Raw genomic sequence first — 14,655 nt, forward strand, 5'->3', positions numbered from 1 at the left:
GATATGAAGCGTGGGGTCGATCAGGGGACCTTGGGAACGATGATCTTCAGGCCCTTGAAGTAGTCGCGGAAAAAACCGGCGTCGCGCGTGATCAGTGCCGTGCACTGCAGCAAGGCATGGGCGCCGACGATGAAGTCCGGCACGGTGCGCGGTGATGCCTGCCCGCCCTGTGCGCCCTGCCCGGCGGCACGGCGGCGCTGGTTGAAGCGGCGCTGCATCTCCCCCGCGCGGATGGCCGAGCGGCGTTCGACGGGCACGTAGCGCATGCCCATCTCCTCCACCACGTCCATGATGTCGGTGCCGTGGCCGAGGCCGGCGGTGATCTCGCTGACCACCACGTCGCACAGCACCACCGGACCCTGCGCGAGCGCGTCGCGCACGCACTGCTCGGCGGCGTCGGCCATGCCGCTGTCGTCGCCCAGGAGGTCGATCAGGACGGAGGTGTCGATCGCGATCATCGGCGGATCAGGGGTCGACCGGGTCGCTCGGCGCTCGCCCGCGCAGCTCGCGCATGACGTCGTCGGTGCTCACGCCTTCGGGCAGCTTGAAGCGGCCGCGGGCGCGGGAGATCGCATCGTCCACGTTCTTGCGCAGGATGATGCGACCGCCCTCCAGCTCGACCTTCAGCAGCGTGCCCTTGGTCAGCCCGAGGGCATCGCGCACCGCCTTGGGCAGGGTGATCTGGCCGCGTTCGGCAACGGTGGCTTCCATGGGACCTCCTGCGCGGTCGGGTCTGGGTGGAACGGTATGCTGGAATTATACATACTTGCCGATGCATACCCAAGGCCGCATACCGGAACACAGCGGTAACTCATTCATTCGTACACTGGCGGCCTGCCTGCCCGCCACGCCATTCGCACAAGGAGCCCAGCCATGGCCGATTCCTTCTCTACCCGCGCCCGCCTCGACGTCAACGGACGGTCCTATACCTATGCCAGCCTGGCGAAGCTGGGGGAGCGGTTCGACCTCGCGCGCCTGCCCTACGCCATGAAGATCCTGCTGGAGAACCTGCTCCGGCACGAAGACGGCGGGGTCACGGTCGGCAAGGAGCACATCGAAGCCTTGGCGCAGTGGGATGCGGCCGCCGAACCCGACACCGAGATCGCTTTCATGCCCGCGCGCGTGGTGCTGCAGGACTTCACCGGCGTGCCCTGCGTGGTCGACCTGGCCGCGATGCGCGACGCCGTCGCACGCCTGGGCGGCAGCCCGGAGCAGATCAACCCGCTGATTCCGTCGGAGCTGGTGATCGACCACTCGGTGCAGGTCGACGTCTTCGGCCGTGCCGACGCGCTGGACCTCAACGGCAAGATCGAGTTCCAGCGCAACAAGGAGCGCTACGGTTTCCTGCGCTGGGGCCAGAACGCGTTCAAGGACTTCAAGGTGGTGCCGCCCAACACCGGCATCGTCCACCAGGTCAACCTTGAGCACCTCGCCCGCGTGGTGATGGAGCGAGAAGTTGAAGGCGAGACCTGGGCCTTCCCGGACACCGTCTTCGGCACTGACAGCCACACCACCATGATCAACGGCATCGGCGTGCTCGGCTGGGGCGTGGGCGGCATCGAGGCCGAAGCGGCGATGCTCGGCCAGCCCTCGTCGATGCTGATCCCGCAGGTGGTCGGCTTCAAGCTGACCGGCAAGATGCCCGAGGGCGCAACCGCCACCGACCTGGTGCTCACGGTCACCGAGATGCTGCGCAAGCACGGCGTGGTGGGCAAGTTCGTCGAGTTCTTCGGCGAGGGCCTGCAGCATCTGCCGCTGGCCGACCGCGCGACGATTGGCAACATGTCGCCGGAATACGGCGCCACCTGCGGCATCTTCCCGATCGATTCCGAGGCTACGCGCTACATGCGCCTGTCCGGGCGCAGCGAAGAGCAGATCGCGCTGGTGGAAGCCTATGCGCGCGCGCAGGGCCTGTGGCATGAAGCCGGCCAGGCGGAAGCGACGTATTCGTCGGTCGTCGAGCTCGACATGGGCACGGTCAAGCCCTCGCTGGCCGGCCCGCGACGCCCGCAGGACCGGGTGCTGCTCGAGGACGTGAAGCAGAACTTCCACGACAACCTTGGCCCGCTGGTCGCGCGCCGCAACGGCACCACCGATCGCCAGATCAACCGCTTCGACAAGGACGGCGGCGACCAGCCACAGGCCGAACGCCTGGCTGCGAAGCCGGTATCGAAGATCACCATCGACGATGGCGAACACCATCTCGCCGACGGCTCGGTCGTCATCGCCGCGATCACGTCCTGCACCAACACCTCCAACCCGGCGGTGATGCTGGGCGCCGGCCTGCTCGCGCGCAACGCGGTGGCCAAGGGGCTGAAGCCGGCGCCGTGGGTCAAGACCTCGCTGGGCCCGGGCTCGCTGGTCGTGACCGACTACCTGAAGAAGGCCGGGCTGATGGACGAACTGGAGAAGCTCGGCTTCTTCGTCGTCGGCTATGGCTGCACCACCTGCATCGGCAACTCCGGACCGCTGCCCGAAGCGGTGTCGAAGGGCATCGCCGACAACGATCTCGCGGTCGCCGCGGTGCTGTCCGGCAACCGCAACTTCGAGGGCCGCATCCACGCCGAGGTGAAGATGAACTACCTCGCGTCGCCGCCGCTGGTGGTGGCGTATGCGATCGCCGGCACGGTCGATATCGACCTGACCAACGACCCGCTGGGCCAGGACCGCGACGGCAACGATGTCTACCTGCGCGACATCTGGCCGAGCAACAGGGAGATCGGCGACACCATCGCCGCCGCCGTGGGTCCGGAAATGTTCGCCAGGAACTACGCCGACGTGTTCAAGGGCGACGCGCGCTGGAACTCGATGGCGTCGCCTGAAAGCGAGCTCTATCCCTGGGACGAAGACTCGACCTACATCAAGAACCCGCCCTACTTCGACGGCATGACCATGGAGGTCGGCAACATCGAAGACATCCACGGCGCGCGCGTGCTGGGGCTGTTCGGCGACTCGATCACCACCGACCACATCTCGCCGGCCGGCTCGATCAAGCAGGACTCGCCCGCGGGACTGTTCCTGCAGTCGCGCGGCGTGCAGCCGGCGGATTTCAACAGCTACGGTTCGCGCCGCGGCAACGACGACGTGATGGTGCGCGGCACCTTCGCCAACATCCGCATCAAGAACAAATTCTTCGGGGGCGAGGAAGGCGGCAATACGCTGTATTTCGGCAGCAATCCTCCGGAAAAGATGTCGATCTACGACGCCGCGATGAAGTACAAGGCCGACGGCACGCCGCTGGTCGTTATCGTCGGCAAGGAGTACGGCACCGGCTCCTCGCGCGACTGGGCGGCCAAGGGCACCAACCTGCTGGGCGTGAAGGCGGTGATCGCGGAGAGCTTCGAACGCATCCACCGTTCCAACCTGGTGGGCATGGGCGTGCTGCCGCTGCAGTTCATCGAAGGCGAAAGCTCGGATTCGCTGGGCCTGGACGGCACCGAGACCTTCGCGATCACCGGCCTCGAGAACGGTGCTGCGCGGCGCGCGACGGTGACCGCGACCGCGACCGACGGCCGCAGCAAGGCCTTCGAGGCCGAGGTCATGCTGCTGACGCCCAAGGAAGTGGAGTACTTCCGCAACGGCGGTCTGCTGCACTACGTTCTGCGTCAGCTCGCCAGCGGGCACGGGGCCTGATCCGCGATGCGGCGGGTCACGGGGCCCGCCGCCCGTTCAGCTCAACGCAGCGCCGGCGTCCAGTCGGCGCTGGTCATCAGCCAGTCCCCGTCCACCAGGCGCCAACCGGTATCGACCTGCCAGGCACGGGCGTTTTCGGGGAGCACGCGCCCGCTCCCGCCCGACAGCACGGCGCTGAAGCGCACGCGGGCATGGGCGTCCTGCAGTTCGAGGTCGAGCGGACCGGGCAATACGCCAACATCGCCATGGCGCATGAAGTGGAGTGCGGCCAGGCGCCGCGCACCCTCGCGGTCGAGGCCACCGGGACCGATGAAATCCTCGGCCAGGAAGTCGGCGACATCGCCTGCGTCGCGCGATTCGATCGCCACCTGCAGGCCGTCGAAAGCGTTGCGCAGGGCCTGCTCGGGCGGCGTGCGTGCGCAGCCCGCCGCGATCGCGCACAGCAGCACCAATACGCCCGCCAGTCGGAACCACCGCGCTGGGTTTACTTGCCCAACTCCCCGCATGCCGCTTCCCCGCTGCGTATCCGTCCCTGCGCCAGCATAGCTGCACTGCGCCTTGCCGCATGGCGGAGGCCTGTGATCCAATCCAGACGATACGCCACGGCATGGATCGTGGCGGCACACAGCCCGAGGGGGAATGAATGAGCAGTACCGAACGGCCATGGCTGGCGAACTATCCCGACGGAATTCCGGCTGAAATCGACGCGGACGAGTATCCGTCGATCCCCGCCCTCCTGCAGGAAGCCATCGACAAGTACCGCGACCAGCCTGCGTTCTCCAACATGGGTGTTTCGATCACCTATGGCGAACTCGACGAGCTCAGCAACCGCTTCGCGTCCTACCTCCTCGGCGTCCTGCAGCTGAAGAAAGGCGATCGCATCGCGATCATGATGCCCAACTGCCTGCAGTACCCGATCGCCACCTTCGGCGCGCTGCGCGCCGGGCTTGCGGTGGTCAACACCAATCCGATGTACACCGCCCGCGAGCTGCGCCACCAGTTGGTCGACTCCGGCGCGCGCGTCATCCTGGTGATGGACAACTTCGGCGACGTGGTGCAGAAGGTCCTGGCCGACAGCAAGATCGAAAAGGTCATCACCACCGGCCTGGGCGACATGCTCGGCTTCCCCAAGGGCGCCATCGTCAACTTCGTCGTCCGCAACGTGAAGAAGATGGTGCCGGACTATTCCATCCCGGGCGCGACCCGCTTCCGCGACGCCCTCAAGGCCGGCGCGGCGCACCCGGTGCCGCCCGTCGACATCGACCGCGAGGACATTGCCTTCCTGCAGTACACCGGCGGCACGACCGGCGTCGCCAAGGGCGCGATGCTCACCCACCGCAACCTGGTGGCCAACATGCAGCAGGCCTCGGCCTGGGTCAGCAAGCAGGCGACCCCGGGCCAGGAGGTCATCGTCACCGCGCTGCCGCTGTACCACATCTTCGCGCTGACGGCGAACGGCCTGGTGTTCACCAAGTTCGGCGCCAAGAACATCCTGATCACCAACCCGCGCGACATGAAGGGCTTCGTGAAGGAGCTCAAGCGCGAGCCCTTCACCGCGATCACCGGCGTCAACACGCTGTTCAACGGCCTGCTGAACACGCCAGGCTTCGACGAAGTGGATTTCTCGCGCCTGAAGCTGACGCTGGGCGGCGGCATGGCCGTGCAGCGCTCGGTGGCCGAGCGCTGGAAGAAGGTCACCGGTGTCACCTTGGTCGAGGCCTACGGCCTGACCGAGACCTCGCCCGCGGCCTGCATCAACCCGATGGACCTGGCCGACTACAACGGCGCCATCGGGCTGCCGGTGCCCTCCACCGACGCCTGCGTGAAGGACGAAGACGGCCGCATGCTTCCCGTCGGCGAGGTCGGCGAACTGTGCATCAAGGGTCCGCAGGTGATGCGCGGGTACTGGAACCGACCCGAGGACACCGCGGCTGCGATCGATGCCGATGGCTGGCTGCACACCGGCGACATGGCGCGCATGGATGAAGGCGGCTTCTTCTACATCGTCGACCGCAAGAAGGACATGATCCTGGTCTCGGGCTTCAACGTGTATCCGAACGAGATCGAGGACGTGATCGCGATGATGCCGGGCGTGCTCGAGGTTGCCGCGGTGGGCGTGCCCGACGAAAAATCCGGCGAGGCGGTAAAGCTGGTGATCGTGAAGAAGGATCCGTCGCTGACCGCCGACCAGGTCAAGGCCCACGCCCGCACCGAGCTCACCGGCTACAAGCAGCCCCGCTATATCGAGTTCCGTGACGAGCTGCCCAAGACGAATGTGGGCAAGATCCTGCGCCGGGAACTTCGGGATGAGCCGTCCGCCTGACATGTGACCGGGTTCACACTTTTGCCCGCGAGGGGGAGTCCGACTCCCCTTCCTTGGCGCCTCCTGCTTGCCCCGGCGCGGTAAACGGCGCATAGATGCCCGGTATCGGGCATTCATCATTTTTCCAAGGACTCCGCCGGCGGGCCCGGCCGGAGGCGTCCTGCTCGTCAGGGGACCTCCACATGAACGTTGAATTGCTGCACGGCACCACCGCCACCGACCTGGCCACGATCCGCATCTCCCACGATCCGTCAAACGCCTCGCACTGGTGCCATATGCATGCCAGTGAGGCCTTCCGCGACGCCTCCTACCGCCCCTGTTTCTCGCCCCGGCTGCTCCGTGAGCTGCGCCTGTTCGCCCGCGAGGCGATCGAGGGCTGCGAAGCCACGGTTGCCGACGCGACCGGCCCTGCCCCGCCCCTGTCGCACATCGTGATCGGCTCCGACGCGCACGTCTTCAACCTCGGCGGTGACCTGGATCTGTTCGCCCGGCTGATCCGTGAGCGGGATCGCGACGGCCTGCTGCGCTACGCCACCGAATGCGTGGACAGCATCCACCTGCTGCATACCCGCCTGCACCCGACCGCGCACACCATCGCGCTCGTGGAAGGCGACGCGCTGGGCGGCGGCTTCGAACTCGCGCTCGCCTGCCAGACCATCGTCGCCGAACGCGGCGTGCAGATGGGCTTCCCCGAAGTGCTGTTCGGCCTGTTCCCGGGCATGGGCGCCTATTCACTGCTGTCGCCGCGGGTCGGTCCCAAGCGCGCCGAGGCAATGATGCTCGACGGCCTGATGTACAGCAGCGAGCAGCTGCATGAGATGGGCATCGTCGACGTGCTCGTCGAGCGCGGCGAAGGCGTCCGCGCGGTCAACGAGGTGATCCGGCAGAACCGGCGCATTGCCGCCGCCCGGCTCGCCCTGCACCGCGTGCGTGACACGGTCAATCCGGTATCGCACGACGAACTGATGGAAGTCACCCGGATCTGGGTGGACACCGCGCTGCAGCTTGGCGACCGCCAGCTGCGCATGATGGAGCGACTGGTCCGCGCGCAGCTGCAACGCCCCGAGGCGGCAGGAGCGACGGTCGCCCGCGGCGGCCGCTGACCCCGGAATTCCTCAGGCGCTTTCGGGACCGGTCGCGGCCTCACGGACGAGGTCGCCGCGCGCGCGCAGTGCGGTCAGCGCCTGCTCCAGCTGCTGGCGGAGCAGGCGCACCACGCCGGGCCATTCGCGGCCCAGTTCATCACTGTGCATGCGCATCCCCTGGGTTGCGCTTTCCGAAAGCCGCACCGCGCCCATGTTGCCGGCCGCGCCCTTGAGCGCGTGGCAGGCATCGCGGAAAGCGTCCCACTGCCCCCCCGTTCCGGCGGCCTCGAGTTCGGCCAGGCACTTGCGCGCATCGCGCGCGCACTCGCCGAGGAAGCGGTGCACGAACTCCTCGCCCAGCCCCATCTCCCGGAGTTCCTCCAGGATGTGCTGCGAGATCACGCTGCCGTCGCCTTTGTCCGTGCTCGCAGGTTGCAGTTCGGCCATCCCGGCCTGCGGAGCCTCGCCCTCGGCAACCGCCGCAAGACGTTCGAGCAGGCGATCGACGACCACCGGCTTGGTCATGAAGGCGAATGCGCCTGCGCGTTCGCACTCGGCACGGGCCTCTGGCGTGGCATCGGCGGTGAGGACGATGAAGGGCGTGCGCCTGCGGCCGGCTTCCATGAAGTGGGCCTGCTTGAGCACTTCCACGCCGCTGCCGCCGGGCATGTGCAGGTCGATGATCACCGCGTCGAAGGATTGGGCCTCGAGCGCGGCCAGCACGTCCTCGCCGTCGTCGACCACCTGCGCGCGGTGACCCGCCTTTTCCAGCAGGCGCCGCATGACCATGAGGTTGGCGCTCTGGTCATCGGCGACCAGGATGCGCATCGGCCGCACGCGCGCGCGATGGCGGACGAAGGGATCGCTGAAGGCGATGACGTTGCCGTTGTCGACCGCCGGCTCGGCCAGCGCGAAGGGCAGCTCCACCCAGAAGTGCGAGCCGGCGCCGGGCTGGCTCTCCAGCCCGATGCTGCCGCCGAGCTGCTCGACCAACGCCTTGGCGATCGTCGTGCCGAGCCCGGTTCCGCCGAAGCGGCGCTCGCGGCCGCTGTCGGCCTGTTCGAAGGCCTCGAAGATCCGCTGCTGGGCGGACTCGGCGATGCCGATGCCGGTATCGCGCACCGAGAAGCGAAGCCAGGCGAAGCCGTCGTCGCGCGGCATCCGCTCGACCACCAGCGAGACGCGACCGGCGTCGGTGAACTTGATCGCGTTCGACATCAGGTTCACCAGCACGTGGCGCAGGTGGTTGCCGTCGCCGTGCAGGTACGCGGGCACGTTGTCGCCAAGGCGCGTTTCGAACGCCAGCCCCTTCGCCTGGGCACTGGGCTGCAGCATCAGCTGGATACCGCGCGTCAGCTCGGGAAGCGAGAAGTCGGCGTCGGTGCGCCTGAACTTGCCGGCCTCCAGGCTGGAGAGGTCCAGCACTTCGTCCACCACCATCTGCAAGGCGCGGGCCGAGGTGCGGATGACTTCCGCGCTGTCGCGCTGCTCGGCGGAAAGCTGCGTCGCCGACAGCAGTTCGGACATGCCGAGGATGCCGTTGAGCGGCGTGCGCAGCTCATGGCTGATATTGGCCAGGAACCGGCTCTTGGCCCGGTTGGCCGCCTGCGCCGCCTCCGTGGCCTGCACCAGCTTGCGCAGCAGCGAGCTGAGGTACAGCGGCACCGCGGCCAGTCCAAGCAGCAGGCCGTAACCCAGCGGCAGGTTCTCCTGCCAGTACGGCGTGGTGGCCAGCGCCGCGCCGAAGGACACCGCGGCAAAGCCGATCGCGAGGTACAGCCAGCGCGGGCCGTAGCGCAGGCCGTTGCCGACGGTAACCCACAGGATCACCACGTACATCCAGGCCAGCAGGTCGCCCAGCAGGTAGAGCCCGATGCCCATCAGGCTGTAGTCGGCGATCATGCCCAGCACGCGGCGCGGGTACGACACGCCTGGGCGCGCCAGCAGCCAGCCCAGGATCAGGAAGCAGACGCCGAATTCGACTGCCAGCAGTTGCAGCGAAAGCCGCAGCTCCTGCGCGACGTCCGGGCGTCCGCTGACCACCACCTGCAGGTAGAGCACCACCAGCACCAGCATCGCCAGGCGCACCAGCGCCTGTCCGTGCTCGGTGTCGGGGCGGTTCGCCAGGCGTTGCCTGGCCCAGTGCAGGGCGGCGAACACTGCGGTCAGGCCCCGCTGGCCTCGACGGTGGCCACGCCTGCCGCGTAGTGCGCGCAGATCTCCTCCACGCGCGTGCGGCCGGCCACCAGCGCATCGACGCAGCGCGGATCGAACAGACGCCCGCTTTCCCCGGCGATGTAGGCGAAGGTTTCGTCCATGGTCCAGGCGCGCTTGTAGGGGCGCTCGGACAGGAGGGCATCGAAGACGTCGGCCACCGCCACCACGCGCGCCTCCAGCGGGATGGCGTCGCCCACCAGCCCCCCGGGATAGCCGCTGCCGTCGTAGCGCTCCTGGTGGCGCAGGGCGATGCTGGCGCCCATCTGGACGAAACGGTTCTGGCTGTCCTTGAGCAGTTCGTGCCCGATCTCGGGGTGCTTGCGCATGACCTCGAGCTCGTCCTCGGTCAGTGGACCGGGCTTGAGCAGGACGGCGTCGGGGATGGCGATCTTGCCGATGTCGTGCAGCGGCGCCGCCAGTTCGATCGTGCGGACTTCGTCCTCGTTCAGTCCAAGGCCCTCGGCGACGACGCCGGCCACCGCGGCCAGGCGCGCGAGGTTGGCGCTGGTGCCGGCGTCACGGTAGGCGATGGCACGCGCCAGGCGGGTCAGGGTCTCGCGTTCGCGCTCTTCCACCTCGTGCATGCTCGACAGCAGCCGCTGCTCGAGCGACAGCGCACGCTGCTTGACCGACTCCGCCTGCTGGCGCAGTTGCAGCAGGTTGCGGCAACGCGCGCGAAGCTCGCGCGGGCGCACCGGCTTGACGAGGAAGTCGATCACGCCGGCGTCCAGTGCCGCCTGGCGGATGGGCTCGTCGCCGACCACGGTCACCAGCACGATCGGCACGTCGCGGTGCAGCAGCGGGCGCCGGAAGCGGCGCGCGAACTCGAGGCCGTCCATCACCGGCATACGGTAGTCCAGCAGCAGCAGGTCCGGGCGGTTGGCCTCGCACCAGCGCAGCGCTTCCTGCGGCTCGCTGAAGTCGAGCACTTCGAGCTCGGGACTGATGTCCTCGAGAATGTGCCGCAGCATCGTGCGCGCTGAGGTCTGGTCGTCGACGATGACGATGTTCACCTGATCCTGTCCCCAAGCCCGGTCGGTCGCGGCGCGGCACGCAGGTGCCGCCCGATATGGAGGCACGCATATTCCGTGCCCGACGTGGCCACCGACTGGCGGCCCTTGTATCCGGAGAATACGTCAGAACCGGGACGGATCGGGCAAAGCCTGCCCTTGTGCGTCACTCCTGGACAGCGCCCTGCGGGCGCATGTAAGGAAACAGCAGCACGTCGCGGATCGAGGCCGAGCCGGTCAGCAGCATCACCAGTCGGTCGATGCCGACCCCCAGGCCACCGGTCGGCGGCATGCCCACTTCGAGCGCGCGGATGTAATCGGCGTCGTAGTGCATGGCTTCGTCGTCGCCCCCGGCCTTGGCTTCCACCTGCGCGCGGAAGCGCGCGGCCTGGTCCTCGGGATCATTGAGTTCGGAGAAGCCGTTGGCCATCTCCTTGCCGCCGATGAAGAGCTCGAAGCGGTCGGTGATGCCGGGATCGGTGTCCGACTCCCGCGCCAGCGGCGACACTTCCACCGGGTAATGGGTGATGAAGGTCGGTTGCACCAGCCCCTCTTCCACCGTCGCCTCGAACAGCTCGAGCAGCAGCTTGCCCCAGCCCCAGGACGGCTTCACCGACACCTTCAGGCGCGCGCAATGCCCAGCCAGCGCCTCGCGGTCGCGGCAGTCGGCGGCGCTGATTTCCGGGTTGAGCTCGCGCACGGCATCTTCCATCTTCCAGCGGCGGAAGTCCGGCGCAAGGTCGATCGCGTGGCCGTCCCATTCGAAGCGGGTGCCACCGGTGGCTTCCAGGGCGACGTCGCGGATCATGCGCTCCGTGAGGTCCATGATCTCGGTATACGAGGCGTAGGCCTCGTACAGCTCGAGCATCGTGAACTCGGGGTTGTGGCGGGTGCTCACCCCTTCGTTGCGGAAGTTCCGGTTGATCTCGTAGACGCGCTCGAAGCCGCCGACCACCAGGCGCTTGAGGTAGAGCTCGGGCGCCACGCGCAGGTAGAGCTCGAGGTCGAGTGCGTTGTGGTGGGTGGTGAACGGGCGCGCGGTGGCGCCGCCGGCGATGTAATGCATCATCGGCGTCTCCACTTCCAGGAAGCGGCGCGCGTCGAGCCAGCGGCGCATGGCCGCGACCACTTTCGAGCGCACCACGAACACGTCGCGCGCTTCCGGGTTCACGATCAGGTCGACGTAGCGCTGGCGATAGCGCTGCTCGACGTCGGCCAGGCCATGCCACTTGTCCGGCAGCGGGCGCAGCGACTTGGTCAGCAGCCGCAGCGTCGCGGCCTTGACCGACAGCTCGCCGGTGCGGGTGCGCGTGAGTCCGCCCTCGGCGGCGATGATGTCGCCGACGTCCCAGGACTTGAACGCATCGTAGATGTCGCCCAGCGCATTGGCCTGCAGGAACAGCTGGATGCGCCCGCTGACGTCCTGCAGTTCGACGAACGCCGCCTTGCCCATCACGCGCTTGGCGAGCATGCGCCCGGCGACGGCCACGCTGCGACCCGTGGCCTCGAGCGCCGCGGCGTCCCAGGCGTCCGCATCGGCGTACTCGCCCTGAAGGTCGCCGGCATGGTCGCTGCGCCGGAAATCATTGGGGAACGCGATGCCCTGCCCGCGCAGCGTGGCCAGCTTGCCGCGGCGCTCCGCGACCAGGCTGTTCTCGTCCGCGGGCGCTGCGGGTGCGGGGGTTGGGTCGGTCTTCGTCACGTTCGCCTCGAAAGTACAAACCATCTGTGGAAGCAGCCGGAGCTGCGAACACCGGACCGTGGAACGTCCACGGCCGGTCATGACCCGACGTCAGATCGCGTCAAGCCGCTTCGAACCCGCCTCGAGCCCGGACTTCAGGCTGGCTTCGATGAATTCATCCAGGTCGCCGTCCAGCACGTTCTGCGTGTCCGAGCGCTCGATGCCGGTGCGCAGGTCCTTGATCCGGCTCTGGTCGAGCACGTAGTTGCGGATCTGGCTGCCCCAGCCGATGTCGGACTTGGTGGCTTCCAGCGCGTCCTTCTCGACGTTGCGCTTCTGCACTTCAAGTTCGTAGAGCTTCGCCGCCAGCATCTTCATCGCGGTATCGCGGTTCTGGTGCTGGCTGCGCCCATTCTGGCAGGCGACCACGGTATTGGTCGGGATGTGCGTGATGCGCACCGCCGACTCGGTCTTGTTGACGTGCTGGCCGCCGGCACCGGAAGAGCGGTACACGTCGGTGCGCAGGTCCGCCGGGTTGATCTGGATGTCGATGTCGTCATCGACTTCCGGCGACACGAACACCGAGGTGAAGCTGGTATGGCGGCGGTTGTCGGAGTCGAACGGCGACTTGCGCACCAGGCGATGGACGCCGATCTCGGTCTTCAGCCAGCCGTAGGCGTACTCGCCCTCGACGCGCACCGTGGCCGACTTGATGCCGGCGACGTCGCCCCCGCTGGCCTCCATGATCTCGGTCTTCCAGCCGCGGTCTTCCGCCCAGCGCAGGTACATGCGCAGCAGGATCTCGGCCCAGTCCTGGGCTTCGGTGCCACCGGCGCCGGCCTGGATGTCCAGGAAGGCATTGGCCGAATCCATCTTGCCGGAGAACATGCGCTGGAACTCGAGCTTCTCCACCCGGGAGGTGAAGCCGTCGAGGTCGGCTTCGACCGCCTGGGCCGTCTCTTCGTCATCCTCGGCATCGGCCAGGTCAAGCAACTCGGCCGCGCCCACGAGGCCGTCGGTCAGGTCGCGAATGCCGTTGACGGTCTTGTCGAGCAGCGAGCGCTCGCGGCCCAGGGCCTGCGCCCGCTCGGGATCGTTCCAGATGTCGGGATTCTCGAGCTCGCGCTCTACTTCCTCGAGCCGCTCGCGCTTGGTGTCGTAGTCAAAGAAACCCCCTCAGCGCATCCAGCCGACCCTTCAGGTCGGCGATGCGCTGGCGGACGGGATTGAGCTCCATCATGTGCTGGTAGATCCGCGTGGAAAGAGGCGGATTCTAGCAATTTCCGGCTGCCAGCCGGTTTCCTGCGCTCCGGCTATCCGGAGCGCAAGGCCTCGCCTCAGCGGCGCCGTACCTGGATCTGGTAGCGGCCACCCTCGCCGCCCACCGCAGATGACGCCTCGAGCACGTAGTCACCCGGCTGCAGGGTGTCCTCGATGCGGGCGTCCAAACCACCACCGCTATCGTCGTCCTCGGCAAGCAGTTCGTTGTCGCGGTACAGCCTGAGGTGGGCATCCACGCCGTCGTTCGACCCCATCGTGATCGCGTAGCTGCCTGCGCGCGCGATGCGGAAGGTGTAGCGGTCGGTCACGCCCGGGAGCAGCCTGGCCTCGCGCTGCTGGCCCACCTGGAGGACGCCGCCGCCGGCATCGTGAGGCACCGGGGACAGGCGCGCCGCCAGCGTGAACACGCCTGCGCCACCTTCGGCATCGAAAGCCGACGCCTGCACGGTGTATTCGCCGGGTTCGATCACCGAGGCGATGCGGGCGTCCAGGCGCTCGCCGGAGTCGTCGTCTTCAAGCACCACGCCCGCGCCAGCGAGCCGCAGGCGCGAATCAAGCTCGGGGCTGCGCATGTCGAGCTCGAGCAGTTGCCGCTCGTTCACGCTCAGACGATAGGACACCGGCCGACCCTGGTAGAGCGCGGTGATGTCGCTGCCCGGCTCCAGTTCGCCGTCGGCGGCAATCTCGACGCCGGGCGGCAGTTCGCGTTCGGCCACGGAAAGCTCGTACTGCCCTTCCGCCATGCCGCCGAAGCCGGAGGCGACCAGCGTGTACGCGCCCGGCGCCAGCCACGCGGTCAGCTGCGAATTGCTGCCTTCGGCATCGTCGTTGCTGAGCGAGACACCGTTGCCTTCCAGGCCCAGCACCGTGTCGAAGCCGTCGGCGGCCATGCGTAGCGCGTACACGCCTTCGCGTTCGATGCGCAGCGGAATGCGCTTGCTGCCGTCCAGCCAGTCGCTGATCGACGCGCCGGCCGCCAGTTCGCCTCCTGCGTACACCTGCAGTTCGGTCGCGCCGAGGACGAAAGGTCCGTACGCGGAGCCGTCATGGCCGCTGACCGCCAGCACGTAGCGGCCCGCACGCGGGGCGCGGATCGAAAGGTTCGTGGCCTCCCCGTCACCGGACGAGGCGCGCACCAGCTGGCCATCGAGGAACACCGAGAGCTGCGCGCGCAGCGGGCCTTCGACTGCGAACTGGACGGCCTGTCCGGCGTCGAGCGCGAAGGAGAAGAGTTCGCTGCGGGAGCCGTCACGCCAGTTGATCACGTCCGCGCTGGTGATCTCCCCGCGGACCTGCTGTCCCGGGGTGATCCGCGTTGCCGCGGGCTCGGTGGCCAGTGCCGTATGTGCTCCGCCCAGAAGGCCGAGGGAAACGGCCAGTGCCGCCAGTCGCTTGTGTTCCATGCTGAAGAGGTCCCGAAATGCG

General features: G+C 67.7%; 11 protein-coding genes. 3 read left to right on the forward strand and 8 right to left on the reverse strand.

The window, feature by feature from the left end; translation table 11 throughout:
• Positions 1-20: 20 nt before the first annotated feature.
• Positions 21-458 (reverse strand): type II toxin-antitoxin system VapC family toxin, encoded by a 438-nt coding sequence (locus tag ACW5F0_RS03055; RefSeq protein ID WP_456998999.1) that lies wholly within the window; start codon positions 456-458, stop codon positions 21-23.
• Positions 459-465: 7 nt separating this feature from the next.
• Positions 466-711, reverse strand: a complete 246-nt coding sequence (locus tag ACW5F0_RS03060) for an AbrB/MazE/SpoVT family DNA-binding domain-containing protein (RefSeq protein WP_456964553.1) — start codon at positions 709-711, stop codon at positions 466-468.
• A 162-nt stretch (positions 712-873) separates the two neighbouring features.
• Between ACW5F0_RS03060 and acnA the strand changes: the two genes are divergently transcribed.
• Positions 874-3,633: an aconitate hydratase AcnA gene (gene acnA / locus ACW5F0_RS03065; protein WP_456999000.1), complete on the forward strand. Its 2,760-nt coding sequence runs from the start codon at positions 874-876 to the stop codon at positions 3,631-3,633.
• A 41-nt stretch (positions 3,634-3,674) separates the two neighbouring features.
• Here acnA and ACW5F0_RS03070 read toward each other — a convergent pair whose 3' ends face one another.
• Positions 3,675-4,085 (reverse strand): nuclear transport factor 2 family protein, encoded by a 411-nt coding sequence (locus ACW5F0_RS03070; protein ID WP_456999001.1) that lies wholly within the window; start codon positions 4,083-4,085, stop codon positions 3,675-3,677.
• Between the two features lie 191 nt (positions 4,086-4,276).
• Between ACW5F0_RS03070 and ACW5F0_RS03075 the strand changes: the two genes are divergently transcribed.
• Both ACW5F0_RS03075 and ACW5F0_RS03080 read left to right on the forward strand, forming a co-directional pair.
• On the forward strand, positions 4,277-5,956 hold the full coding sequence (locus ACW5F0_RS03075; RefSeq protein WP_456964556.1) for a long-chain fatty acid--CoA ligase: 1,680 nt from the start codon (positions 4,277-4,279) through the stop codon (positions 5,954-5,956).
• A gap of 182 nt (positions 5,957-6,138) precedes the next feature.
• Positions 6,139-7,059, forward strand: a complete 921-nt coding sequence (locus tag ACW5F0_RS03080) for a crotonase/enoyl-CoA hydratase family protein (protein ID WP_456964557.1) — start codon at positions 6,139-6,141, stop codon at positions 7,057-7,059.
• Between the two features lie 12 nt (positions 7,060-7,071).
• Here ACW5F0_RS03080 and ACW5F0_RS03085 read toward each other — a convergent pair whose 3' ends face one another.
• The 5 genes from ACW5F0_RS03085 to ACW5F0_RS03105 form a co-directional block, all read right to left on the reverse strand.
• Positions 7,072-9,201 (reverse strand): ATP-binding protein, encoded by a 2,130-nt coding sequence (locus ACW5F0_RS03085; protein ID WP_456964558.1) that lies wholly within the window; start codon positions 9,199-9,201, stop codon positions 7,072-7,074.
• A 5-nt stretch (positions 9,202-9,206) separates the two neighbouring features.
• The gene (locus tag ACW5F0_RS03090; RefSeq protein ID WP_456964559.1) at positions 9,207-10,271 is read right to left on the reverse strand and encodes an HD domain-containing phosphohydrolase; all 1,065 of its coding nucleotides are present in this window, start codon (positions 10,269-10,271) and stop codon (positions 9,207-9,209) included.
• Positions 10,272-10,434: 163 nt separating this feature from the next.
• Positions 10,435-11,970 carry a lysine--tRNA ligase gene (gene lysS / locus ACW5F0_RS03095; RefSeq protein ID WP_456964560.1) on the reverse strand — a complete coding sequence of 512 codons (1,536 nt, stop codon included), beginning with the start codon at positions 11,968-11,970 and terminating at the stop codon, positions 10,435-10,437.
• Positions 11,971-12,060: 90 nt separating this feature from the next.
• A protein-coding gene (gene prfB, locus ACW5F0_RS03100) for a peptide chain release factor 2 (protein ID WP_456964561.1) occupies positions 12,061-13,189 on the reverse strand; the annotation gives its coding sequence in 2 pieces (ribosomal slippage) (positions 12,061-13,113 and positions 13,115-13,189; 1,128 coding nt in all).
• A gap of 97 nt (positions 13,190-13,286) precedes the next feature.
• Entirely contained in the window at positions 13,287-14,633 is a 1,347-nt protein-coding gene (locus ACW5F0_RS03105; RefSeq protein ID WP_456999002.1) for a hypothetical protein, read from the reverse strand.
• Between the last annotated feature and the right edge of the window lie 22 nt (positions 14,634-14,655).

The sequence above is a fragment of the Luteimonas sp. A534 genome, from assembly GCF_054072805.1.